This is a genomic window from Okeania sp. SIO3B5, from assembly GCF_010692555.1.
Lineage (GTDB): Bacteria > Cyanobacteriota > Cyanobacteriia > Cyanobacteriales > Microcoleaceae > Okeania.
Genome location: NZ_JAAHHG010000047.1, coordinates 13126 through 38545 on the forward strand (window position 1 = coordinate 13126; position 25420 = coordinate 38545).

A 25420-nucleotide genomic window follows, 5' to 3' on the forward strand; every position below is an offset into this window, starting at 1 on the left:
GTAAGCATTCAGCCGTCAGCCATCAGCTATCAGCTATTGCTTTTAGTTTAGGATCAAAGCAATATTTAACTGTCTTACTACAAAAGTTGCCTCCCTTTCCCTTAAAGTAAGTTGTTAATTTAAACACCGTCCTTTAAGGAGAGAGTCTTGTTGCTGATAGCTGACAGCTAATAGCTGAATGCTTACATTATTATCTTTTAATCTGAATCTTTCTCTAGCAACTCCAAATATTTTAATTAATCTTATCACATGGTCTACAAATATTCTATTTTTGGCTTTTTCTTTATTTTATTCTTTGATTTCTGGTGGCATTTCTTTTTTTCTTGGCTTTTTTTTTGGTGTAGTTGTTCTCTCTACTCCTTCATAAGCTTTATCTCCTTGAAATTTTTGTTTTTTATCAAAATTATGCTGTTGTTCTCTTAATATATTTAAATCACTGACTGGACCTTTTTATCCTACTATTACATCTACTATTTATGTTCCTTTTGGTGTGGTTATTATTGGTTTTTTAAAAGTATAATTCTTCTTTTTTCCTGAGTAATATTTTTCTTGTTTTTTATATTCATTTGGTCTTTCTATACTTTGTTCTGTGGCAAGCATTCAGCCGTCAGCTATCAGCTAGCCTCCTAGGTCGGAACTGCGGACTTCAGCTATTAATTTTGGGGAAGGTAAAAATAATTGAGAAATTGAGACAGAATAAAAGTTACTGTTAAAGTTCCCTTCCTAAATCTTAGAAGTAATGAATAATTAGGGTTTGCTGATAGCTGACTGCTAATAGCTGAATGCTTACGTTCTGTGCTATCTACAATTAATTCTAATTCTGTTAATATTTCCTTGACCCATTCCAATTCATTTTCTTTTTTTTTACTTCTTCTAATAAACTTGCTGGCAGTAATTCTCTGAGAATATCTATCCAGTAATGGAAAATATTATTAGGACTTTATCCACTTATCTTAAAGTTTATTCCTAGTGTTTGAAAAGTTGGTACATGATGTAAATAAAATAACGTTAAAATGATTTATTCTTCCCTGGTTAAGGTCTTTTTTCTTCCTCCACCTGCTTTAATTAATCTTTTTTCTGTTTTGGCAATCGCCTCTTTTTTTTCTGATTCTATTCTTTGGGCATTTTCTATTAATTTCATTAGCTGTTTGTAAGTAATACCAATGTAAGCATTCAGCCATCAGCTATTAGCTAGCCTCCGTAGGAGGAACTGCGGACTTCAGCTATTAATTTTGGGGAAGGTAAAAATAATTGAGAAATTGAGACAGAATAAAAATTACTGTTAAAATCTCCTTCCTAAACCTTAGAAGTAATGAATAATTACTAATTGCTGTTAACGTAGTTCCTCCGGAGGAGGCTAGCTGACTGCTAATAGCTGAATGCTTACATACCAATAATTCTTTTTGTTTCCTTTGGATGATTATAAATATATTCTAAAGTTGGATTCGTTTTAGTGACCGCATACATAAATGGTTTTTATGATTTTACCTTATTTTCTATTTTGGAGATGTCTATTATAATTTTTTTATTATGTTTAATTAATTCAGCTTATTTGATAAATTTTAACATAAGCATTCAGCTATTAGTAGTCAGCTCTCAGCAATAAGACTCTGCTTTTAAGGACATAGTTTAAATGAATATAGACTTTAACGACTTTTGTAGTAAGATTAATTCTAGCTCAATTAATACAGCTTTAAAGCCACAGGAAAAGCAATAGCTGATAGCTGATAGCTAACGGCTGAATGCTTACATTTTAACTACTATGGTTTTGATTTTTTCATACTTAGTTTAAGCCTATAATTTATCTTGATTGGCGTTGGTGAAAAGAGGTATGATATCCTGCTAGGATAAGAGCGCGAACAAAAAACTTTCTTCTACTACTACTCTTTCTTATTCTTTCTTCCTTCCTGACTCCTGACTCCTGAATCCTAAATAATTAAGATTAATATTATACACGCCCTTCAGCAACGCCTCTTGATTTTTAGATACTTTGATAGCTTGACCTAAACTAATGTTTTTTATGTAATTCTGTCATAGAAAGTTCTATATCATCAGTAAGTATCTTCGCAGCTTGCTTTGTAGAATAATCAAGATAATCTTTGACTTCTAAAGGAGATCCTATATTAATCTTAACACCACACCTCCATGGTGGAGGAGCTGGATGATCGTATAAAATGCTAATAGGAATAATTTTTAGATTAATTTCCTTTTTGCTAGATAATGCCTGTAGTGCTATGCGAGCAACTCCTGATTGAACTGGATAAATTTTTTGCTCTTCTGGATATATTCTTCCCTCAGGAAATACTACCAACATTTCCTGATTTTTTAAGAGTTGAACGCTATGGCGAATACTAGCAATTCCTGGGTTATCGCGATCGATAGGAAACCCACCCAAGCGACGAATAAACCAACCTTGAAAACCTAGTGTTTGTTCTTCAGAGACCATATATCGAAGTTTACGGTTAGTCACAAACAAACCTGCTGCATAAGCAATAATTAGAGGGTCCCAGCGAGAACGGTGAGTAGGTGCAAGAATAATTGCATCTGTTTTTGGTATATTTTTTTGACCCCTGATTTGTATTTTGAAATAAAAAGGTACAATAATACAGCATGACACAAAGTAAGTTAGTGGAGTTAGCCAAGGTGAAAATTCAGAGGTAACTTCTGTAGATGCTTGATAGTTTTTAGGTTTATTATTTTCAGTCATTGGTGATATCAAGGTAAGAAGGAGTTTACAGGAGGAATATTTATACAGTCGTACAGTATTTTAACAGACTCGATCAATTTTTTAAGGGTGCTGAAAGTAATACTTCTTTTTGATTTTAACCAGATGTCTAGTGTCGCTACGCGGAAGTTAAAAGTCAAAAGTCGGGCATCGAGTGCGTAATTCTAAGGTTTCCTACGGTGCTTTTAAAGTGTTGCTGATTTGAGGTATGAAATTCAATTTTGGGTAAATTTTCAGCCAAAAACAAGAACTGAAACTATATCTAGGGTTTGCGCTCAAAAGTCTTTTTTAAGGAGTAGGGGAGCGGGTTATTGAGGACACACCAGAGGGGGAGACAGGGAGACGCGGAGATAGGGTGTCACCGACACGCCGCGTCCGGTGTGTCTCCGTTTCCTCATAGGGGAGTAGGGGAGAATTTTTTTGCCCAACTATGCGCTCTTTAATGCGCTCCATGCATGACCATTAAGAGCTTAAAACCATGTACTTTTTCAATACCTAAAAAGGCACTTACCTTTATCTGGTAATTATTTGATATTTAATCAGCAAACCCTAAGTAATAATCATGATTCAGTAATGAATGTAGAGGATTATCGGCATTAATCCAAAATATCTTATGCCTTTGAACCCTACTCCCTACTCCCTACTTCCTATTCCCAAGGAGATGTAGCAAAACTTTTGAGAAATGGTATGACTCCTATAATTCTTTTTTAGACGAGTTGCTACAGGTCGCCCATTGTAAGCATTCAGCTATTAGCGGTCAGCTTTTAGCTTTTTCATAGATAATGTCATATACACTGCTAAGGTCAAGGTCAGTTTTTTTCCAATACTTTATAATTCTCCTTGCATTTTTTAATACTCATTCCTGCTCTCAAGGCAAAGAATTAATAGCTGATAGCTGATAGCTGATAACTGAATACTTACCGAAAAATTGTGGTTTAAAGCCTCCCCTTTTAAAGGGATAATAAAGAAAAATTTTCCTTTGAGTCAATCCTCTTCTTTTCAAGGAGAGGTAATAGAAATCTCCAATAATAAAAAATAAAATCAATTATCCCAAAGAAATCATCAATTCTTCCCCTCCACCGGAGGGGTTAGGGGTGGGTTCCCTACTCCCTACTCCCTACTCCCTCTTTTCTGGAGATGTCTAATTGTTAATTATTCATTATTAATTATTAATTATTGAAAGCGCATCTAAGTCTTTCCTAGTAGCTAACTTCTTTTTCAATGCTTCTTTGACATCCTCCCGACGCTGCTCTACGAGAGCTGCGCGGGATTCCCATCCATCAAAACAACCGAAGTTGAATTGGCTCAGGGCGGGTAGACGACTCATTGCTGCTTGCTGGCTTTTTACGACCAGTCTTACGGGTGCTCGGAGTCTTGTTTATTGTCTCGGACTGTCCGCCCGCGACTACAGCCTCCTGCGGAGGAGCTACGCTAACAAAAAGTGTTAATTGAATTGGGTTCTCAAGTTCAACATTTTCTTCAACCTTGGTTATCGGTTGAGTTACTGTTTCAACTAATAAATTATCTAAACTGGGGACCGCTCACCCAACAAACAAGCGCCCATCTCTTACCTTGAGTAATAGGTGTTACTTCATGAAGTATTATAGAAGGAAAGAAAACCATTGTTCCTCTTCCTTTTGGCAATTTTCCTGGTTCTCTATTAGTATACAACTTCAGTTCTGAACCTTCATAATCTTGAGGATTAGAAAGTTGGATCGAGATAGAAATTTTCCGATAATAATAAAGATCCCCATTATCTAGATGTTTACTGTAATGATCCTGAATATTTTCCTGATTATCACTAGCTTCATAACATAAAAGATTTAAAGAATCAACTATACCGTAAATATCATAATTCCACCACTGATTATTGGCATATTTAACACTATTAGTTAACCTTTCCCAAAGCCATCTCGTTGATGCCGAATAATTCACACCCCAGGCTTTGACTTGACGAAAATCTGGCTTCAATTTTCCATCTACAGTTGGGTTTGATGGCCTTATTTGTTTTGATAAAGAAATAACCCAGTCACACTCTTTTTCTGTTAAAGCGCCCCAGTTTTCACCTGGTTGACAGAAATGTTCTTTTTTAGAAGCATCATAGCAAGTGTATGTAATTTGACGATACTTTTGTTCAGGAGAAATCCAAACCATATTTTTTCAATCCTTACTTTAGGAAAACTTTTTATCAGGAAAGGCAGAGAACAGGAAGCATTTATGAAGAAGGAAATTCTGATTCTAGTTCCCGCTGCCCGTGACTGAAGGGAACAAGAGCATAAAACCCCAATCAATTGTTCCTTCTGCCCTCTGCCTTCTGCCTTAGTTCATCGGAATTGAGGACCACTAAGCCAACCAATAAGTTCCCATCTTTTACCTTCAATAATAGGGGTTACTTCATACAAAGTAAATGAAGGAAACATAATCATTGTGCCTCTATTTCTAGGTAATATTTGGGGATTTTCTTGTAGATACAAATTTAGTTTTGCACCCTCATAAGTATTAGGACCGGATAATTCTACAGAAAAAGAAATTTTCCTACAAGAGAAAGGATATTCATTATCTATATGTAAATCACAATTATCTTTAACCTGATTAGAACTATTTGTGCTGTCATAACAGAGAAGCTGTAGAGGCTCTAAAATTCCCACAATATCATAATTCCACCAATTATTATTTGCAGTTATAAGATTATTAATTAATCGTTGCCAAAGCCAATTTGTTGCTTCCGTTTGAGATATTTCCCAAGCATTAGCTTGACGATAGCTCTGGTGAAGACCCTCAAATCTATGGCTTTTATCCTTGAATAAATTTTGTGAAAATGAGATAATTCTGTCACACTCTTGTGCTGTAAAAGCTCCCCAATTTTCACCTTTTTGACAAAAATGACTTGACTGACTACCATCGTAACAAGTAAATGGAGTTTGATTATATTTTTTCTCAGGATACATCCAAAACATCTTTAATGCGTTGTCTATGTAATCTAATTAGTATTGATGAATATCTAAAAAAATATTATACAAACTATCACGCATAAATATTATAAAAACTTTGTAAGCATTCAGTTATTAGCAGTCAGTTAGCCTTCTACAGAGGAATTGCGTTAACAGCAACAAGACTTTCTCTTTAAGAAAAGTGTTTAAATTAATATAGACTTTTTTAAGGTCAAGGGAACCAATTTTTGTAATAAGACAATTAATAAAGCTTTGCTCGTAAACTAAAAGCAATAGCTGATAGCTGAAGTCCGCAATTCCGACCATAGGAGGCTTGCTTACGGCTGAATGGTTACAAGACTTTGATAAATAGACCTTTTCTCAAATCCTCAATAAAGTCATTCCATGAAACATCTATAGAACCAATTTGAATTAAAAATATAGGGAAGTTGACATCCTCCCCGGCTGTTAGGCGCGGGGATTCCTACCAAGCCTTAGCTCCTCAGCGGGTTGACGTTTTGCTGGCGCAAAGCTCCGCTAACACAGGCTGCTGCTACTTTTGCAGTAGTCTTACACTTGCCTCCGCGTCCGTTTAATGTCTCGGACTGCCCGCCCGCGACTAATATATTTATTGCTGCGTTGGTATCGCGATCGTGTTTAGCACCACAGTTAAGGCATTCCCACTCTCGTACTTGAAGGTCTAGTTTGCCTCCACGAAAACCACAACAACTACATTTTTGACTGGTTGGCTCCCAACGATTAATTACTCTGAAATCGCGACCGTATTTTTCTGCTTTACCTTCTAAAAGTGTTCGGAATGTCCGCCAACCTAAATCTGATATGGCTCTAGATAATTTACGATTTTTAACCATTCCAGAAACATTGTCATACCTCTAAAACAATTGTTTGGTTTTCACGAATTATTTCAGTGGATAATTTATGCAGAAAATCTCTCCTGGTATCTTTGAGTTTGGCATGTTTGCGTAGCATTCCGTAGGAAAATTTAGCTACTCTCAATCTAGCTTTTTCATATCGTTTAGACTTTAAGGTTTTCTTGGATAATGATTTACTTAACTTTCGTTAGCGCAGCTCCTCTGTTAGCGCAGCTCCTCCGGAGGAGGCAAGAGGCTACTTTTTAATCCGTTTTTTCAATGGTTTAGGAGCATTAACCTTCCTACCATCGCTAAATGTAGCAAAAGTTTTTATGCCTAAGTCTATCCCCACTGAATTATCAGTATGGGGCAAGGTTTTGGCACAAGTTTCTACTACAAAACTTAAGAAATATCTATGAGCTGAGTCTTTGATAATTGTTACTGATGATGGAGGAACAGGTAACTTTCACGGGCGAAACTATCTTGAGTTTTCCAATCTTCGCTAAATAAACTTTATGCTGACCAATTTTAAAACCTCCCCTTGTAAACCTAGCAGTTTGCTTTGACTTTCTAATGCATAAATTTAGGAGGTTTTATAGGTTTACCTTTTCTCTGGCCTTTTGTTGATTGAAAAAAGTTTTGATAAGCCTGGTTTAAATCATTCAAAGATTGCTGCAATGGTATGTTAGAAACTTCTTGAAGCCAATCTCTATCTTCAGTCTTTTTTGCTTGAGTAATAAACTGTTTTTGTAGTTGTGAGTTAGTGGGTTTCTTACCTCCTGATTTGTATTTTTCTTGACAGAAAGCTAGGCTATCATTCCAAACAACACGAACGCAACCAAATAGCTTTGCTAATTGATGCTTTTGTCCCGGTGTTGGATATATGCGATACTTAAATCTAGCTTTCATAATTCGATATTTGAACTAACAGTATTGTAACATATTCATTGAAACACTTAACAACTAAAAAATAACCCTAGAATGGCGAGGCTTGGGACCCAATTTTTCGGTCAAAAAGCAAAAAGCTGAAATGCTGAAGCGCTGATAGCTAGTTAAAAATATATAGGAAAGTGCAGAGTATTTTTCAACTCCGCTAGTATCGGCAATTGTAAGCACTAAGATAAGGAAGAGGGAATAAGTAGGGTTTGCTGATTAATCATGAAAGCCTTGGCAGGTAAAGTTTATAGCATTTTTAGATACTAAGGGAGTATCAGCTTTTAGGTGGTAATGGTTCAATTAGGAGGGTATTTTGGGCAAGATAGGGGAAGAAAATCACTTTTACGATTCTTCTGACTACCTCTTCTATAATTCTCATTCCTCCTGACTTCACCGATTCACCGATTCTGGCTCCTATCCCTACCACTCATACTTTAATCAGCAAACCCTAGGTAGGAAAGCTTACTAGAAAACTCCTCACCAAAAAATATACTTAAAAACCAGAGCTACTATAACGCTCTTCTGCCCAAGGTTCACCTCTTGTGTGATAACCATTCTTCTCCCAGAAACCCAACTCTTCATCTTTGAGAAACTCTAACCCATTAATCCATTTGGCACTTTTCCAAGCATAGAGGTGAGGAACTACCAATCGTACAGGGCCACCATGATCTGCTGGTAATGGATCGCCAAATAAAGTGTGGGCAAAGAAATTTTCTTCTCTGAGAAAGTCATTCACAGAAATATTAGTAGTGTAGCCTCCATAACAATGTTCCATAATATGGACAGCTTTAGGATCGACTTCTACACGCTCCATAAAATCTGTAACTTTTACTCCTGTCCACTGAACATCTAGTTTTGACCAGCGAGTCACACAATGAAAATCTGCTGTGAAGTGATTTTGTGGCATGGCCATTAAATCTGACCAAGTAAAGGTTAATGGTTTAGCCAAACCCCATACTTTCAATTCCCATGTATCTGTACTGATATTAGGAGTTTCGCCATAAGTCAGTACGGGAAAGCCTTTAGCCAAGTATTGGCCGGGAGGAAAGCGATCGCTATTTTCTGCTTCTGGTTTGTGGAAAAATTTACCTAACATGATGAAAAACTTTTAGTAACTTACCTTGAATAGCTGAATTTAACTACTTTAGTTTCTGCAAATGCTAATATTCCTGAATTATTTCAGGAATTTATTCGTTCAATGATGAATAAAATTGACAAGTTTCTGTTTTGACTTTTTTAGTTGAGGAACTAAAATTTCATATAAAAAATTTGATAGTTTGGAATTCTCCGTGCTTCCACTGAGGCAGGAAAACTTATCAGTGATTTCACCGTTATTCCCAAGTAACCGGTTTCACATGAAATATAGTAATTGCAACTATTCTATATTTTTATTTTGGCACAAATTATGTTTTTTGCGCAATCCTGAGCTAGAATTGTACCCTAATTGAAAGGTAATGAAGCTTTTAAAGTTATGGATCATAATGGATCTAATTTCATATTCTCAATCCCGTTTCTAATAGTTAGATACTAATTCTAAAATGTGGGAATTTATTCAATCTTTAGCTATACTATTTATCTAGATCGCTCATTATCGAAAACTTATTAAGAAATATCATGAACCTGAACTATATAATTCCTTTAAGTATTTCTTGTCTGGCTATTGTTGTCAGTTTAAATTCTGATGTCAAAACTCTGGACGGAATTCCTCGCTTGCTAGCACCATGCATCGGATTCATTGGATTAATATGGTTTTTCAACCTTATTCCTTGGTTATTGAAGGTTGGTTGTATACTAATTTTACTTTCTATTCGTAAAACTGCCCTAACTCAATAATACCAATTCAATAAATGTTTGTTATTCTTTCTTTAGTAGGAGAGTTGAGGAGAAATAAAGATAAGTATAATTGCTCCTAGCTCGTAATCATCAAAAAGGTCATTGCACCTGTGTTAATTACTTAGTAATTGAAGTTTCACCTAAGTTAAGCATTCTTTTTTCACACTTGGTATAACTAGATTTTTTTACTGTTAATTTTTTTTTGATGAAAATCACAAATGATTTCAGAAAATAGTTTTACTGAATTAAGTTATAGTATTAGGACTTATCAGGTAGTTTTTTGCAACTTATCCTGTGAAAAATATAGCAATGTGCGCTGGTATATTTACAAATTACAGCAGGTGTCCAATAGCTAAAAATCTTATATGATTCCTACGGAATGCTTGCGCAAACAGCTTTTCATTTCCCCTGTTGCCTGTTGCCTGCGCACAGCGCTATAGATATCATTCTTCTGCTTTTACGATCGCGGAGGCTTGTTTATCGTTTTCAGTCATCTTTGAAATTATCATCAAAATCAACAAAGCCCAGAAAGTTTTGTTAGGATAAAGAAATTCACCTAAAATGTCCTTCTAGATTTAAACTGCGGTCAGGGTTTTTCTAGTTGAAGAATCCCGCTCTGTCTCGTAGAGCAGCGTTGGGAGTATGTCAATCTATAATTTCCTATATTGGTAGTAGACTGACACAGCTAAAACTGTGCACTCTTATTTTTATTTCTAGGTGTCTTTATCTCCCCTACTCCCCCACTCCCCTACTCCCCTACTCCCTAATGCACCATTTTAGATGAAACAGTCCAGTAGGCATTCTATTGCATCTAGTCTCTTAACAGAGGAATTTAACGCCACACCGTATGAAAAAAACTGTAGAAAAATGAAACAGTTTTTATCTTGATATTGGATTAACCAATACTGGCGCTCTCGGCATAGCTCACTATTCCCATCCTACGGAATGCTACGCAAACGGCAGTAAATGCCCCTAGGAATTTCTTATCTTATATTTGAAGACTACCATTATACCAAATTGATAAATATTTGCTACAAATAGCTAGGATATTTATTAGGAGTCAGGAGTCAGAACTCAGGAGTCGTATGGGAATCGCTTTAATACAATTTTTTAGGGCGTAAATTATCTTTTTTGTTAAAGGGATATTTCCTATAAAGTCTTTTTATTGCTCTTACTATTCGTAACATTCTTTTTTCACGCTTGGTATTAGACATCTCCAATAATTAAAAATAAAATCAATTCTTATCCATAAATTATCAATTATTCTTCCCTGTTCCCAGCTCCGGTGTTCCCTGTTCCCTCTTTTCTGGAGATGTCTATTAATGTCAGCATTAATCACTTTACCAGTTGCACTCAGTTTGGAAACCACGTTTGACTCGTTTACCTACATACAATTCATGCTCTCCTGGCAATTCTAAGTCAAGTGCAGAAGTTTTACTGGTGTAACTTTCTTCAGTCTCAATCACTTTAATTCCTGCTAACACACACTTATAAGTTATCTGTTTGACTAACTAAAAATGTGGTATTTGAGTAAAATTTTGGTTATTTTTTTTGCCGATGTTTGCACCTTGTTTCCAATTATCATTTTTTCCAATTACTACAGTACCAATATTATTTGTGGTTAAATACTCAACCACTAATTTACTGGTGTTATGCAGAAATTCTCCACAAAACGATTTCGGTGATAGGTTAACGCTTCAATCTTACGGCTAGTTTTTTTCTGGCCCTTGAGAACACTTTGATATGCCCGCTTTTCCCTTGTTGTAAAGCTGATTGACGCTTTTTAGTGGCTTCCCATTAACAAGCAGAGGTTTCACACCAGGCTTGTTTGTAGCTAGAGCAACTAATTAGGGTTTGCGCTCAAAAGTCTGAAAACAGTTGATTTGTTATTCAAAGAAAAGGTTGGATAATTTTTTGTGATCATCATTCATTTAAGTATAATTTTAAATTATTAAACACATCGCAAAAACAGTTTTTGGAGCAAAAAAGTACAAAAAAAGAGAAAAAGCCTCTTTTAAGAGGGAGGAAAGATTGATTACTAAAAAAGTAATTGCGATAGAACTCCGTTCCGCTACGCGATCGCAGTTGTGGAAGTTTCCGAAAGTTTGGTCATTACTTTCTCCAAGTTAAATCCTCTTTTTGCTTGCCCGAATTTGCCCTCAATATGGTTCCGCAATCTTTCATCGCTCTTGAGCTTGTTTCTTCTTTTCTTTATCAATATTTTTTGGTGGTCAACGAACGGGAGGACCACTCATTCTAATACCTTTCTCTTTACAGAATTTTCGGTTTTCTCTTGTCCTGTAAATCTTGTCTGCATGAACTGACTCTGGGTAATGACCTGTGTAATTTTTAAACTCTTCAACTGATCGCTTTTCAATCTCCTGATTCATTTTAGTTATCCCAACTTATTCGGTGTAAAAATACATATCCATCTATGCAACTTGCAGACAGTTTAGCACCAAATTCTGTATTTTTCCTGCTTTTCCTCTCACTATTGAACGTACATTAGGTTTATTTATACTTACTATTCTTGACTCTATTTGTTGTTTTTTGTTCTCCCACATATATTGTTGTTGACGATATACTTCACTCACCACCAATAAAGTTCTATATTGTCTATTACTAAGACTTTCTAGACTCGCACCTTTCTTTATTAGTAGGTCTATAGTTTTTAAATTTTTACTAACATATTTCAGTTGTTTTTTGATGGCTTTCCTGATTTCCTTACAAGTCGGCCGTCTTTTTTTGGCTACCTTTAAATATTCTTTTCTTGCTGTTTGACGGTGAGTAATTGGTTTTTTATGCAACTGGTTTTTGATGGTTTTATAGAGAATATCTATAATTTTTTCAGTTTTAAATAAGAGCTTGATTTAATAGATTTAAGTCCGTCGGATAGCTGATATCGGCAGGGGCGCAGGTGGCATCTATGATTAATTTACCTTGATGCAAGACCATTCTTGATTTCTTCTAATTTTGTGTTTTTTTTCCCTTTCATCTTCCTGATTTTCACTCTGAGTTTTCACCATCTCTGAATTAATTTCATTGATTAAATCTGCACAAGCATCTTTCTCTAAAGTGAACTAACATTGAGGCATCAAATGGGGCTTGATTTTTATAGGATTCAAGGCCGATAAAATATTGTAAGTAAGGGTTTTCCTTGATTTGTTCTACTATTTCCCGATCGCTTATACCTAATTTCTCCTTAATAATTAACGCCCAAGGGCGCCATTCTAAAAGATCAGGCAGGTGCTCCCCTTTTCCCAGAGAATAAACTCGCATATTTATCTTCATATTTCTCCCAAGAAATTAAATTCACCATCACAACGAGAGCGATTGTCTGGGGATAATTGGCCATTGAATGGCAGTTCAAAATTTTCTGGTGTAGTGTCACCTTGGCCTACTTTTCTGTACATGGTTTGTGCAGTATAGATACCTGGTTTTTGATGTATTTTAGCTGAAAACTAAGTACTTTTTCAATACCTAAAAAGGCTAAAACCAATATAAGTCAATGCTTTTAGATTTATTCAGCAAACCCTAATTAGGGCTTGCTGAAAAAGTCTTATGGGTGAAGGTAGGAGACAGGAGACAACCCACCCCTCGCCCCTCCCCCTCCCAACCCACCCCTAGCCCCTCCCAGGAGGGGAGGGGAAGACAGGATAAATGGCTTGGGAGCGAGGAGGTAGGAGTAAGAATTTTCTCAAGATGGTTCTGCCCTACTCTTGACCAAAATCCTGAATTTTTGAACCATTACCATTGAAAACCTCACACTTTTTCCAGATCTAAAATTGCTCAAACCAATATCAGTCAATAAGCGCGATATTTAATCAGCAAACCCTAATTAGAGTTACACTGTTACCGCCTACTTCTAATTCCTGCATTCCGTTCTTAGAAACCTACGATAATCTATAGAAATCTATGATTATCTGTTCTATTCCCTATTCCACTGGCAGTGTCGGCACTCACCAGTCCACAGGTTGTCACGGACGGTTCGCCCTAGCGTTGCGGAGCAAACTGCCCGCCATAGCTAAATTTAATGCTGCATTTCCTAGGTCATGCTACGCAAACAAATCTCGTTCGCGCTAGCGTTGCGGAGCAATCGCAGCTAAATTTGCAGTGTTCGTAATTGAACACGCGCTCTGATAAAGACAGAGATTCGCGATTCAGTTCCAAAGTTAGAACAAGTCTTAGAACTAGGAAACCATCTATCCACAATGGTTAAGGATGAACCCTGACTACAAAAATTGACTTTTGTACTACCAATCTCGTGAATTTTGAGATTTATCCTGAATTGATAACCAATCTTTTCCTAACTGAATAGTCACATCTGACCTTAAATATCCCGTACTTTCTACAAAAACTTCTCCAAAACCTAGAGACTTTTGAACTTCCTGCGCAGCTTTGATATCTCCTTTCTGAGCAATAATTCGAGTCACCTCCAAAGGTGAATTCCAAGGTTTAGCCACTTTGACATTCCAATAACCAGCATCGTTTAGAGAATTTACTAATTCATCAACAGAGTCCCAACCATCTGTACTATCTTGAATTGCTACTCTAATATAAGAAGACTCATAATTTTCTAATTGTTCGCGATCGTAACCAAAATCAAAATGTTTAGCAATCATCATATCTAGAGTTGTCAGATCGGGCAACCAGTAACTAGCATTATACTCTTCAGGGTTGCTAAACTCACCAGGAACCATCAACATCTGCATATTAGAGCGCTCAGTTTTAGCAGCAAAATTCATCAAAGCTACTAATTCCTCAACACTCAAATTTGTATCAATATGAGACTGAATTACCGAAAGAATTTTTGGTAGTCGTGATAAAGTTTTGACATTAACCGACTGTTCCATAAATGCACGCATTAAAAGTTGCTGCCGTTGAACTCGTCCAATATCCCCTAAATTATCATAGCGGAATCTCAAAAATTGTAGAACCCGATCGCCATCGAGATGTTGTTTGCCAGCTTTGAGATTAATATACAAATGTTGACTATCATCTTGATATTTCATGTCTTTGGGCACATTAACTGTGACACCTCCAAGAGCATCTATTAACTTTTCTACTCCTTGTACATTGACTCGAATATAACGGTCAATTCCTACCCCACCAAGAAGTTCACTCACAGCTTTGGCACTTTTCGCAGGTCCTCCATAATAGTTCGCCGCATTAATCTTGGTTAAGCCTCGATCTTCTACATAAGTACGAGTATCTCTTGGAATAGAAAGCAAAGTTAACTTCTGATTTTTAGGGTCGAACCTTACTAGAAGCATCGTATCAGATAATCCTTTAAAAGAATTAACCAAAGCGTGATATCCTATATCATTATCATGGGGATATTCTTCTAAATCTGAGGTTAATACTTTTATTCCCAATAACAATATATTTACAGGCCGGGTTAATTCTGGCAATCTCATATTACTTTTGGCCAGGTCTTGTTGAGAAAATACTGCTGCTTCTTCTGGAGAGAGCTTTTGTTGCATTAATGGAGTGCTGGAAAGAGATACGGCTAATAGAGCGCCTGCTGTTGCAGAAATCATTGCCACTCCGGCTAAACCCAAACCTAGACCAAACCAACGTCCTGGAGCAAATTTGCTTGGTTGTATCTGTAGATTTTCTGTCTTTGAATGTTTTCTAGAGGTTGAATGTAAAAAATTATTAGCGGGCACTGGCTTCCTCACACACTAAATATTAAAATAACGTTTATTGTCAGAAAAATTGTACTGAAAATTAAAATCTTCAATAGTTTAACAAAAAATAGCGAGAAGTCCCGCGTTCTCCTGCAAGGGAACGTTGCATGGTAAAGCGACCATGTTATAACAGAAGAACACAGGGGGAGGACATCACCTCTGTATAAACTGCAACTCCTTTGCGGGTTGAAGAATCCTGCGTTGTCGCTCAAGCACAACATCGGGAGTATGTCAATAGAATCTTCGACTATCATAAATGTTTACTTACCACTTTTTCTGCTATCCGGCTAATTCCTGGTAACCATAATGGTTGTTTTTTCCAAATACGAACCATTAGGCCGAAACTTATGATGAAGTAGCTAGTAGTTAGTAGGCTATTTATTAATAACAGTGTGATAGTCCCAGATTCCCCAACTTCAGTCCCTGGTTGTAATAAAATATTGCCCAAGATCCACATCATGGTTAAAGTAATAACTAATTTGCTGGCTGCTCTATGTTGTGGACTACCGTTTTGACGATACAAAATCCATATTGCGGGGAATAAACCTAATATTGGGGTGACTAACAAAAATAGTTGTAGACGCTTTATGTCAGAATTTTCCAGTTTCTCAGTATTTCTCATTTGGCGTTGGTGAATTTAGCTATGATTTTCGTGCTTAGGGAATAGGTAACAGGTAACAGGGAACAGGGAATAGGGAATAGTAGGGACGTTGCATGCAACGTCCCTACAGATTATTTCGTTTACTGGTTGTTAGGGAACAAGTAGGGTTTGCTGATTAAATCTCAAATAATTACCAGATAAAGGTTTTAGCCTTTTTGGGTCTGAAATACCTTGGTTTTCAGTTGTTCATGCTTAAAAATTTACCATTTTAGTGGGACTTAAACAAAATAGAGCCAGAAAATAGGCTCAAATATAGACTAGCAAAGGCTTTTACGTCAAAAAGGTATAAATCCTGAATAAGCACGGGTTCTAGCCATTTTTAGGGCATCGACGTAATTCCGTTGTCTAGAGTGGCTTTGACGCATTTTTTCGACCAGGAAATGTTTAAGTACCATTAGGCAAAAGTTGGGCAAAAAAAAATTACTTTCCTACTCCCCTACTCCCCTACTCCTTAAAAAAGACTTTTTCCGCAAACCCTAAGTAATGAAAGGGGTATTCATAATTCGGCTAAAAAAGGGAGGCTTTAGACCCTTTTTTTTGGTAAAAAAGCTATATTGTTGATTCTCTCAAAAATACTTTTTTTTAGCCACCAAAATTATCATTATTCGTAAGCATTCAGCTATTAGCTTTCAGCTATCAGCAACAAGACTCTCTCCTTAAAGGACGGTGTTTAAATTAACAACTTACTTTAAGGGCAAGGGAGGCAACTTTTGTAGTAAGACAGTTAAATATTGCTTTTCTCCTAAACTAAAAGTAATAGCTGATAGTTGATGGCTGACGGCTGAATGCTTACCATTATTCTGTATAAGTAAATATTTAATCAAACAAACAGAAAATTGCCAATATTTTTTTTTAGACTATGACAAAAATTGGATAATAATACTCCTGAATAAAAGTTGCTTGCTCCAACAATAAATCAATATACAGCCTTTCCATATGAATTCTCAAACGAATTTGTCAAATTTTTTATTGCCAATAACTTTAGTAAAATCGTACAATTTTCTATTTTTTCCTGTGCTTTATTTACTTTTACCGAAAAATTGGGTTTAAAGCCTCGCCCTTGTAGGGCAACTTTTTATTTGAGCATGCAAGTGAATTGAATATATGCTATTGTGTCATTAGTTGCCGGGGGGCACTCGGAAACTCGTGCGCGGACGTGGAGGGAAGCGTTAGACTACTGCCAAGGAAGCAGCACCCGGTGTTAGCGACAGCTATGCGAAGCAAAGCGTCAACCCGCCGAGGAGCTACGGCTTAGTAGGAATCCCCGCGCCTTTAGGCCGGGGAGGATGTCAAATTAGACCTCTGGCAAAAGTTTTAATTAGGGTTTGCTGAATAAATATAAAAGCATTGACATATAAAGGATTTAACCTTTTTTGGACCTTTAAAAAGTGTCTGATTTTCAGCTCTTCATGCTCAAAAAGGAGCGTATTTTAGGAGCATAGTTGGGCAGAATAATCTTGGGACAAAACGCCCGCTCCTACCTCCTCGCTCCCGAACCATTTCTCCAGTATAGCTGTCTTCCCCTCCTGGGATGGGTTAGGGGTGGGTTGTCTCCTGTCTCCTACCCCTACGAAAAAAGACTTTTTCAGCAAACCCTAATTATAGCTAAGAAAGAATTGGTTAGGACTTATGCAAATGATGAATCTTAGACTAGGAAACGTTTTTCCAACTATTCCCTGTTCCCTATTCCCTGGCTTCTCCAAGAAGTCTATATAAACATTTAATTTTCGCTCAGAACTCAAATTTCAATACTACATATATATTTTGAGAGCAAATTATTAAATTAGTGTTAAAATTTACAGCAACAGAGAATAGCAGGAGAACATTTACCCTTATGACCACTACCCAGAAAAAACCTATTGTTATCTCCCCATCCATATTATCAGCAGATTTTAGCCGTCTTGGAGATGAAGTACGAGCCGTAGATCAAGCTGGTGCTGACTGGATTCACGTTGATGTTATGGATGGCCGTTTTGTACCTAACATTACTATTGGTCCATTAATTGTCCAAGCACTTCGCCCTGTTACTCAAAAACCTCTTGATGTCCATTTAATGATTGTGGAGCCAGAGAAATATGTTGAAGATTTTGCTAAGGCTGGTGCAGATATAATATCTGTTCATGCTGAACATAATGCTTCACCCCATTTACACCGAACTCTAGGCCAAATTAAAGAGTTGGGTAAGCAAGCTGGTGTAGTTCTTAATCCTTCTACACCATTAGAATTAATTGAATATACTTTAGATTTGTGTGACTTGGTGTTGATTATGAGTGTTAACCCTGGTTTTGGAGGCCAGAGTTTTATTCCTGGAGTGGTATCTAAGATTCGTAAGCTTCGTGAAATGTGTGATGAAAGAGGACTCGATCCTTGGATTGAAGTTGATGGTGGCCTTAAGACTAATAATACTTGGCAGGTGTTAGAAGCTGGTGCTAATGCTATTGTTGCAGGTTCTGCTGTGTTTAAAGCTGATGATTATGCAGAGGCAATTAGTGGTATTCGTAACAGTAAGCGTCCTGTTCCTGAACCTGAGTTAGTTACTGTTTAATCACAAAAAATACAATTTAATAAAAAATTATTAAAATTAAAAATGGGTTGTACAATCCATTTTTAATTCTCTTTGGTTGAGATTGATTTAAAGCTCTCGCAAAAGTCAAAATTCAATTTTTTTTAACACTTTTTTGCCTCTTATAGCAATGAGCGCTCAGGTATTTACAATGTCTAGCTTACAGTACAGTCTAGAAAAGGTTTACAAAAAATAATGTGTAAATATGCCAGCGCACATTGCTATACAAGACTAGGCAAAATATCTACCGACTAATACAGCGCTTACCGTTGCTATGAGGTACACCCCAAAGCGGGCAAGATGCCCGCACTACAATATTTTCATCATTTACCCTGTACTTCATTTGCCCGAAGTATGCTGTATCATTTCCGGATAATAGCGTAATCAAAAAACTTTCTCCCTTTGAACCTTTCTTTCCCTTCTGCCTTCTGCCTTCTGCCTTCTGCCTTCTTCAATTACTAACTTTAGCCAAAAACTTCTCCATATCTGACAGTTTTACTGCACCAGAAAAAGTTTCTCCATTCATCACAAAGAAAGGTGTACCAGAAGCACCAATTTCTTGAGCTAGTTGAATATCTTCTTGAATTGAATTAATTGCTTCCTGAGATTGCCGATCCCTATTAAACTTCTCTATATCTAAGTTCAAGTTATTAGCAATTTCGATATAGAACTCTTCACCTAATTTATCTTGTTGTTCAAATAAAGCATCGTGATATTCCCAGAATTTACCTTGTTGTTGAGCTGCCCAAGCTGCTCTTGCTGCTGGAATAGCTTGAGGATGAATTCTTATTAGAGGTAAATGCTTAAATACTAAAGTTACTCTATCTTGATGTTTATCCATAAATTCTTTAAGATTTCCTTGCACTCTGGAGCAGAAAGGACATTGAAAATCTGAGAATTCAAACAGCACAATTTTTTGTTCGGTAGAACCGAAAGTTGGTGAATTACCAATTTTGGCTTGAGGATTGGTTTTAAACTGTTTTAATGCTTCTTGGTTACTAGCTTGTTGTTGTTCCTGTTGTTGTTGTTGGTAAGCTTGTACTGATTCAATAATTGCTTCTGGATTATTACGAATAATCTGTAATACTTGTTGTTCTAATTCTTCTGAATTTACTTGAGTAGCAGTTGATTGAACTGATGGAGTACAACCACTAATGGCAACAACTATACTGAATATTGCTATGAAGCATAAAACTTTCAAGTTATGTAGATTAAATCTAGTAGAATAATTAATCATAGTCCTCAATTTAACGTCAACAAAATTATGAATATAATATAATAGTAACTTTATTTGAAGAAAAAGAAATCAACAAAAAAAATACTTTTTGTGAAAATTATCTGCTTCAATAAGAGGTCATTTCAGTTATCAGTTATAAGTTATCAGTACTTCTACAATAAGGAGGCTTGACCTTGGCGAATATTCTTTTTTTCTCTTGGTATCATGGATATGGCGAGGAGACCTAGCCATCCCTCGACCGCCTTTTCTCCCTTTAAAAGGGGAGGCTTTAGACTATAATTAATTATTAATTATTAATTATTAATTATTAATTATCCATTATCCATTATAGTTTGCCAAAATATTCTAAATTTTGACAAACAAACTTAATCAAGTATCTATATAAACACTTTCTAAATTAGTAGAAAATGGTTAAATTCTAATCTAAAAAACCCATCAAACCTTCACTATCAATCTGATTAGAAGCAACTGGACGATTCATCAAAGTTTGACTAACTTCTAAATGATTAGTACCTACAGGGCGAACTCCAGAAGCAGTAATAGTACTATTAAATTCTAATCCACTAGAGACAACTGGACGAATTCCAGAAGCGGACATTGTATGATGAACTTCAAGACCTGTTGAAACTACAGGACGATTAGAAATTGTTTGAGTATACTTAAGATTAGTTGTGCCAATAGGACGATTTCCAGGTAAGGCTAATTTTCCAGATACTTGAGATTCTTGTGCTTGCTTTTCTTGTACTGGTTTGGTCTCAACTTGTAAAGTGGTACGTTGTTGAGACCCTTGATCCAATTTTGTTGGCTGATTACTTTGAGTAGTAGTTTTACTGCTAGTATCGGTAGTTTTATTAGTTTCTGTCATATTTCCATTAGTGCTCATAACTTTACATCTCCATTATTGAAATTGATTTATCACTTGATAATTAAAACCACCAATTTTTGTTATTGGTCTTTGTTTGTTTATTTAATTGTTAAATTTTAATAAACCTTTGACTACTCCCCTGACTGAAGCCAAGGGGATTCTAAGTTGAGACTACGCAACACCGATAAATCCTTGTTGCTTCGTTTGTTCTTAGCTGACCAAAGATAAACTCTTTGGGGACAAGTCAAAGCGCCCCTACACAGTCGGCTTAAGTTTAATCCTAGCTTTCTGCTTACTTTTGTGATAATATTTGCAGCCCCATTACAGTCTGCATTCACAAAACAATTATTACCACTCCTATACAAACCACGCTTTATTCTTTTTCCTGATGGTTTCCAATCATTGGGTTTTTCACCATAATTAGGCAGATAGTCACCATCTAAAAACGAAGCAATACTTGTATAACTTTCTTCTGTTTCTATAAATATTATTCCATATTCAGAACACAATTGAGCTATTCTTTCTTTAAGTCTAGCTGTCGGAATTGGTACAAATTCTGAATTCTTTTTATGACCTAATTTTATTTCATTTTTCTGACCTTTATTCCAACCAAAAATAATTGTACCAAGCTCATGTTCTAAACAATGATTAATTACTATTCTGGCTGCTTTATTGATACCATCACGGATTTGGCGGTTACGTTTTTCAGTAATAGCAGCTAGTTTATTTGACCAAAATCCCAAAGGCTTATTTTCTTTGATAGTTGATATCTGTTTGTTGTACCAACGATTCATTGATTTGAGATGTTTACCATCTACAATTAAGCTCGTACCGACATTAGATACACAAGTCAACCAATTATTGACACCATGGTCAATTCCTAATACATTTTCTTGATTTAATTGAGGTTTAACTACTTCTTTTTCATAGACAAATTCATAGTAAAAATATCTATTTCTTGGTAGAATTTTCAATTCTTTAAGAGCATTAAATTCGAGATTACTCGGCATAGGAATATAAAAGCAATCTAAACCAAACCAGCGTTTACAGGTATTACCTAGCGGTACTCTAATTTGATTACCTTTGAGCTTTAATGCTTGAGCCGGATAACTAACTGTAGCTAATCCTCCTTTTCCTTTTTTTCTATAGTTAGGTATTCTAGGTCTGTCTGCAATTTTACCTTCAGTATAGGCTTTAATTAGACTATAATAAGACCTAAATGATTCAGCTACAGTACTCAATACTTGTTGTGCTGCTTGAGAATGTAAAACTTTATAGTGGTTGTTGTTTTTGTAGACCTTTTCTAAGTCAAACTTACCAATACCTTTTTGAGACTTAAAATATAATTGCCGACCATAATATATTCCCATGTTAGTTAGCTTGTGAGACTGTTCACATAAGAATGTTAAAGTTGCAATTAATTCAGGATTTTTACCTACTAAAACTTGTTGACAACAGTACATTTCAAAAAGGCGTTGGAAAACTTATTGTCCATAACAATAGCACAGGACAACTCAAGTTGTCTAGTCTAAACGACTCCCTCGTTTTCATTAAAACACGGGGGCTTTGAGCGGAAGCTATCTGGTAAAAACATAGTTTTGTTAAAAAATGCAACATCTAAGACGGTAAAATCTATATAGGGTAGGTAACAGCGATGAAGCTGTCTTACTTTTGACTTTTAATTTTTAACTTTTGATTTAAACAGCTAAACTATGCAAACAACAATTCCTACTCTTCTAGCTCTTGACTTTGATGGCGTTTTATGCAATGGACTGGTTGAATATTTTCAAACGGCCTGGCGCACCTACTGTCAAATTTGGCAACCATTAGAACAAATACCAAATAATGATTTGGCAGAACAGTTTTATCGATTACGTCCGGTAATTGAAATTGGCTGGGAAATGCCTGTTTTGATTCGGGCTTTAATATTAGGTATTGAAGAAGAAAAAATTTTACGGGAATGGCAAGCGATCGCTACAAAGATTGTGACTGAGGAGAATAAAAATCCAGGGGAAATTGGTAGTTGTCTAGATAATACTAGAGATGAATGGATAGGGAAAGATTTAGAAGGATGGTTGTCTTTGCATGAGTTTTATCCAGGGGTAGTAGAAAAGTTAAAGCAGTTGATAGTGTCAGAAGTTAAACCAGTTATTGTGACAACTAAAGAGGGGCGGTTTGTACGATCGCTCCTGCAAAAACAAGGTGTGAATTTACCAGAAACGGATATTATTGGCAAAGAATGTAAGCGTCCTAAATATGAAACTCTGAGAATGTTATTAGCAGCATCAGGAGCAGGAACAATTATTTGGTTTGTTGAAGATAGATTGAAAACTTTACTATCTGTGCAAAAACAATCGGACTTAAAAGAAGTAGAATTATTTTTAGCAGATTGGGGTTACAATACTCAGAAAGAACGAGATTCTGTAACTCAATATCCTCCTATTAATTTATTATCTTCTACTCAGTTTTGCCAGGATTTTTCCCTATGGAAAGAAGGAAGAAGGAAGAGGGAAGAAGGAAGAAGTTAAGAAGGAAGGAAAAGGAAAAAAGTTTGAGGAAAGAAGGAAGAAGGAAGAAGGAAGAGGGAAGAGGGAAGAAGGAAGAAATTAAGAAGGAAGAAATTAAGAAGGAAGGAAGAGGAAGACCCCTTGAAGGTTAGGAAAAAAACTTAAATTTGAATAGTATTATCCTGCTCAGTTTTGTCAGAATTTTCTACATGGAAAGTTTGAGGAAAGAAGGAAGAGGAAGACTGCTTGAAGTTTAGGAAAAAACTTACCGAAGAATTAATAATTAAATAATTAAATAATTAAATAATTCAGGTTGAAAGCCTCCCTTTGCAAGGGGAAAAAAATAAATTTTTTCTTTTTAGTCAATCCTATCCCTTTTAGGGAAAGGTAATTATCCATTATCCATTATCCATTATCCATTAATGAAAGCAGATTCCACTTTGGTAAGGTACACCAATCGCGGGCAAGATGCCCGCACTACAAAAATTTGATTGTCAATCTCTGTATTTCATATACTTGGAATATGCTGTAAATTTGAGAAATAGTATAACAATCCTAAATTAGACATTTCCAATAATAAAAAATCAAATTAATTATCTCACTCTTACTTTATCAATTTTTTCTCCCTGCTCCCTAATCCCTCTTTTCTGGAGAGATACTGATAACTGACTAACTGAAATGAACAAGTTATTAAATTTTAATACTACCTTGAAAAAAGAATGCTACAAAAAGCTGCATCTCGATCGGAGATACTTAAAAAGAGCTTATGCAATTCATTTTAGATAGCTATATCTATATATTTTTACCGAAAAATTGTGGTCTAAAGCCTCCCCTTTTAAGGGGATAAAAAAGAGAGTATTCCTGATGGATGTCAAACCTCCTGATTACAGAAGTACCGTTAAGTAAGTAGACAAAATTATTTGTATATAAATTTATTGTTGCTCCTTTGATAACTCTATGACATAGCAATCAAAAATGCACAATTAATTCTGTCCAAGTACTTAACGTAGTTCCGACATTAGGAGGCTAACTGATAACTGAAATGACCAAGTTATTCAAAGTTTAATACCAGCTTGAAAAAAAGAATGCGATAAAAAGCTGTATCTTGTCAGATTATTTTAGATAGCTATATTGCTATATCTATTATTTTTACCTTTTTTTCTTCAATGTCACTATTGATTCTTTCCTTCTTTCCTTCTTACTTCTTCCTTCTTACTTCTTCCTTACTAATTACTCAATTCTCTAAAAATAGGAAATAAAAACTATGCTAGACCTAACAAAACTAGCGAAACAAATGCAAGGGATGAGCCAACATCTCACAGCAGAAGCAATGGCAGCACAAAATAGATTGGAAATAGCTCAACAATTACTAAAAGAGGCAAAAAATGAACAAGAAGAATTATTAGAGTTAGAAGAAAGTTGGAGCGATCGCATACTTTTTAATCCGGCTATTCCTATAGAATTTTTAGATACTTATCCCCAAATTAATCCTCCTCCAAAAAATCATACTGTATTTGCTACAGACGGTTCTCAAATAGCACCAAGTCACCATGAAATAGCCTATTGTTATTTGCTAAATATTGGGCGAGTAATGTTGAATTATGGTGAAAGTATTTATCCACTTTTAGATAGTATTCCAGAAATTTTTTATCAAGCAGATGACCTTTATATTTCTCGACAATGGGGAATTAAAACTGAAGAATGGATGGGTTATCGACGGACTATTTCTGAGGCTTTGGTTTTGGCAGAATTGGGTTGTGAATGGAGGAAAAATAATCCTGATAATTTAGATTCCCCAATATTAGCAATGGTTGATGGTTCTCTGATTTATTGGTTCTTAGAATCTTTGCCTTCTGAAGCACGGGATAGAATTTTAAATCCGATTTTAGATGCTTGGAATAAATTAAAGTTAGCGGGTATTCCTTTGATTGGTTATTTGAGTGCTTCTCGCAGTAGTGAAAGTTTATCTTTTTTGCGGTTAAAGGCTTGTATTTATGATGAACCTGACTGTGTTAGTAATTGTCCGAATGTTGGGTTAGGCGGGTTTGGTTTTACCGAAAAAGCACCTTGTCAGTCATTTGAACCTTTGCGAGATGTGGTATTTTGGGGTTCCATATTGCAACCAGGGCAAAGAAGTCCTTTATGGCAATCTTCCGCTAGAATTTTGGATTTATATGGAGATAATATTATCTATTTTTGTTATGTGAATGTTGGTACGGAAGTTGCCAGAATTGATATGCCGGAATGGGTGGCTGAGGATGAAGAAATGTTGGAATTAGTGTTAGGAATGATGTTGGCTCAAGTGCAAAAAGGTTATGGTTATCCGGTGGTATTGGCAGAAGCTCATAATCAGGCAGTGGTTAGAGGAGGCGATCGGGCGAGTTTCTTTGCTTTATTGGAGCAGGAAATGATTAAAGCAGGTTTGAAAAATGTGGGAACTTCTTATAAGGAGACTCGGAAGCGGGGGAGTATTGCTTGATGAAGTTAAACTGAAATTTGCCCCCCTAGCCCCCCAAGTTTGGGGGGAACAAGAGTTCAATTTGCTTCTCAAAGTCCCCCAATTTTGGGGGATTTAGGGGGCAAAGACAAGACCTACCAACA

General features: G+C 36.0%; 21 protein-coding genes and 3 pseudogenes. 5 read left to right on the plus strand and 19 right to left on the minus strand.

Annotated features, from left to right (window positions below; genetic code table 11):
• Nucleotides 1-474: 474 nt before the first annotated feature.
• The 11 genes and pseudogenes from F6K54_RS09260 to F6K54_RS09300 all read right to left on the minus strand — a co-directional run bounded on the left by F6K54_RS09260 (nt 475) and on the right by F6K54_RS09300 (nt 8559).
• Nucleotides 475-600 (minus strand): transposase family protein, encoded by a 126-nt coding sequence (locus tag F6K54_RS09260; protein WP_293076741.1) that lies wholly within the window; start codon nt 598-600, stop codon nt 475-477.
• 53 nt (nt 601-653) lie between these two features.
• Nucleotides 654-848, minus strand: coding sequence for a hypothetical protein (locus tag F6K54_RS09265; RefSeq protein ID WP_293076774.1), 195 nt, complete (start codon nt 846-848; stop codon nt 654-656).
• Nucleotides 824-1177: pseudogene (locus tag F6K54_RS09270) on the minus strand (transposase family protein). The gene F6K54_RS09265 and the pseudogene F6K54_RS09270 overlap by 25 nt, the downstream one beginning before the upstream one ends.
• A gap of 831 nt (nt 1178-2008) precedes the next feature.
• A complete protein-coding gene (locus F6K54_RS09275) occupies nt 2009-2707 on the minus strand; it encodes a 1-acyl-sn-glycerol-3-phosphate acyltransferase (protein WP_293076742.1) in 699 nt (232 codons plus the stop codon).
• A 1180-nt stretch (nt 2708-3887) separates the two neighbouring features.
• Complete coding sequence (locus tag F6K54_RS09280) at nt 3888-4052, minus strand: hypothetical protein (protein WP_293076743.1); 165 nt, start codon at nt 4050-4052, stop codon at nt 3888-3890.
• 194 nt (nt 4053-4246) lie between these two features.
• Entirely contained in the window at nt 4247-4879 is a 633-nt protein-coding gene (locus F6K54_RS09285; RefSeq protein ID WP_293076745.1) for a 2OG-Fe(II) oxygenase, read from the minus strand.
• 170 nt (nt 4880-5049) lie between these two features.
• Nucleotides 5050-5673, minus strand: coding sequence for a 2OG-Fe(II) oxygenase (locus F6K54_RS09290; RefSeq protein WP_293076747.1), 624 nt, complete (start codon nt 5671-5673; stop codon nt 5050-5052).
• Between the two features lie 476 nt (nt 5674-6149).
• Complete coding sequence (locus F6K54_RS42760; protein WP_366558087.1) at nt 6150-6527, minus strand: RNA-guided endonuclease TnpB family protein; 378 nt, start codon at nt 6525-6527, stop codon at nt 6150-6152.
• Nucleotides 6528-6540: 13 nt separating this feature from the next.
• Nucleotides 6541-6879 (minus strand): annotated as a pseudogene (locus tag F6K54_RS42765) (transposase).
• Between the two features lie 218 nt (nt 6880-7097).
• Nucleotides 7098-7436 (minus strand): helix-turn-helix domain-containing protein, encoded by a 339-nt coding sequence (locus tag F6K54_RS42770; protein ID WP_366558088.1) that lies wholly within the window; start codon nt 7434-7436, stop codon nt 7098-7100.
• A 520-nt stretch (nt 7437-7956) separates the two neighbouring features.
• Nucleotides 7957-8559: a sulfite oxidase-like oxidoreductase gene (locus tag F6K54_RS09300; RefSeq protein ID WP_293076749.1), complete on the minus strand. Its 603-nt coding sequence runs from the start codon at nt 8557-8559 to the stop codon at nt 7957-7959.
• A 518-nt stretch (nt 8560-9077) separates the two neighbouring features.
• On the opposite strand from F6K54_RS09300, the gene F6K54_RS09305 reads away from it, so the two are divergent.
• Nucleotides 9078-9296: a hypothetical protein gene (locus tag F6K54_RS09305; protein ID WP_293076751.1), complete on the plus strand. Its 219-nt coding sequence runs from the start codon at nt 9078-9080 to the stop codon at nt 9294-9296.
• A 1340-nt stretch (nt 9297-10636) separates the two neighbouring features.
• Here F6K54_RS09305 and F6K54_RS09310 read toward each other — a convergent pair.
• The 5 genes and pseudogenes from F6K54_RS09310 to F6K54_RS09330 form a co-directional block, all read right to left on the minus strand.
• The gene (locus tag F6K54_RS09310; RefSeq protein ID WP_293076753.1) at nt 10637-10762 is read right to left on the minus strand and encodes a hypothetical protein; all 126 of its coding nucleotides are present in this window, start codon (nt 10760-10762) and stop codon (nt 10637-10639) included.
• 45 nt (nt 10763-10807) lie between these two features.
• Nucleotides 10808-10933, minus strand: coding sequence for a hypothetical protein (locus tag F6K54_RS09315; RefSeq protein ID WP_293076755.1), 126 nt, complete (start codon nt 10931-10933; stop codon nt 10808-10810).
• Between the two features lie 306 nt (nt 10934-11239).
• Nucleotides 11240-12709: pseudogene (locus F6K54_RS09320) on the minus strand (IS5 family transposase).
• A gap of 840 nt (nt 12710-13549) precedes the next feature.
• Complete coding sequence (locus F6K54_RS09325) at nt 13550-14965, minus strand: LCP family protein (protein WP_375341959.1); 1416 nt, start codon at nt 14963-14965, stop codon at nt 13550-13552.
• 271 nt (nt 14966-15236) lie between these two features.
• A complete protein-coding gene (locus F6K54_RS09330; protein WP_293076757.1) occupies nt 15237-15608 on the minus strand; it encodes a hypothetical protein in 372 nt (123 codons plus the stop codon).
• Nucleotides 15609-17481: 1873 nt separating this feature from the next.
• On the opposite strand from F6K54_RS09330, the gene rpe reads away from it, so the two are divergent.
• Nucleotides 17482-18192, plus strand: a complete 711-nt coding sequence (gene rpe, locus F6K54_RS09335) for a ribulose-phosphate 3-epimerase (RefSeq protein WP_293076758.1) — start codon at nt 17482-17484, stop codon at nt 18190-18192.
• 469 nt (nt 18193-18661) lie between these two features.
• Here the strand turns inward: rpe and F6K54_RS09340 are convergent, their stop codons facing one another.
• The 3 genes from F6K54_RS09340 to F6K54_RS09350 form a co-directional block, all read right to left on the minus strand.
• Nucleotides 18662-19447, minus strand: coding sequence for a DsbA family protein (locus F6K54_RS09340; protein WP_293076760.1), 786 nt, complete (start codon nt 19445-19447; stop codon nt 18662-18664).
• 418 nt (nt 19448-19865) lie between these two features.
• A complete protein-coding gene (locus F6K54_RS09345; RefSeq protein WP_293076762.1) occupies nt 19866-20330 on the minus strand; it encodes a hypothetical protein in 465 nt (154 codons plus the stop codon).
• Nucleotides 20331-20443: 113 nt separating this feature from the next.
• Nucleotides 20444-21775: a transposase gene (locus F6K54_RS09350; RefSeq protein WP_293076764.1), complete on the minus strand. Its 1332-nt coding sequence runs from the start codon at nt 21773-21775 to the stop codon at nt 20444-20446.
• A gap of 249 nt (nt 21776-22024) precedes the next feature.
• Here F6K54_RS09350 and F6K54_RS09355 point away from each other — a divergent pair, with 249 nt between their 5' ends.
• From F6K54_RS09355 to F6K54_RS09365, 3 genes are all read left to right on the plus strand, one after another.
• Nucleotides 22025-22840, plus strand: coding sequence for an HAD family hydrolase (locus tag F6K54_RS09355; RefSeq protein WP_293076766.1), 816 nt, complete (start codon nt 22025-22027; stop codon nt 22838-22840).
• On the plus strand, nt 22798-22971 hold the full coding sequence (locus tag F6K54_RS09360; RefSeq protein WP_293076768.1) for a hypothetical protein: 174 nt from the start codon (nt 22798-22800) through the stop codon (nt 22969-22971). The genes F6K54_RS09355 and F6K54_RS09360 overlap by 43 nt, the downstream gene beginning before the upstream one ends.
• Nucleotides 22972-24083: 1112 nt before the next feature.
• Nucleotides 24084-25298, plus strand: coding sequence for a DNA double-strand break repair nuclease NurA (locus F6K54_RS09365; protein ID WP_293076770.1), 1215 nt, complete (start codon nt 24084-24086; stop codon nt 25296-25298).
• The last annotated feature ends 122 nt before the right edge of the window (nt 25299-25420 follow it).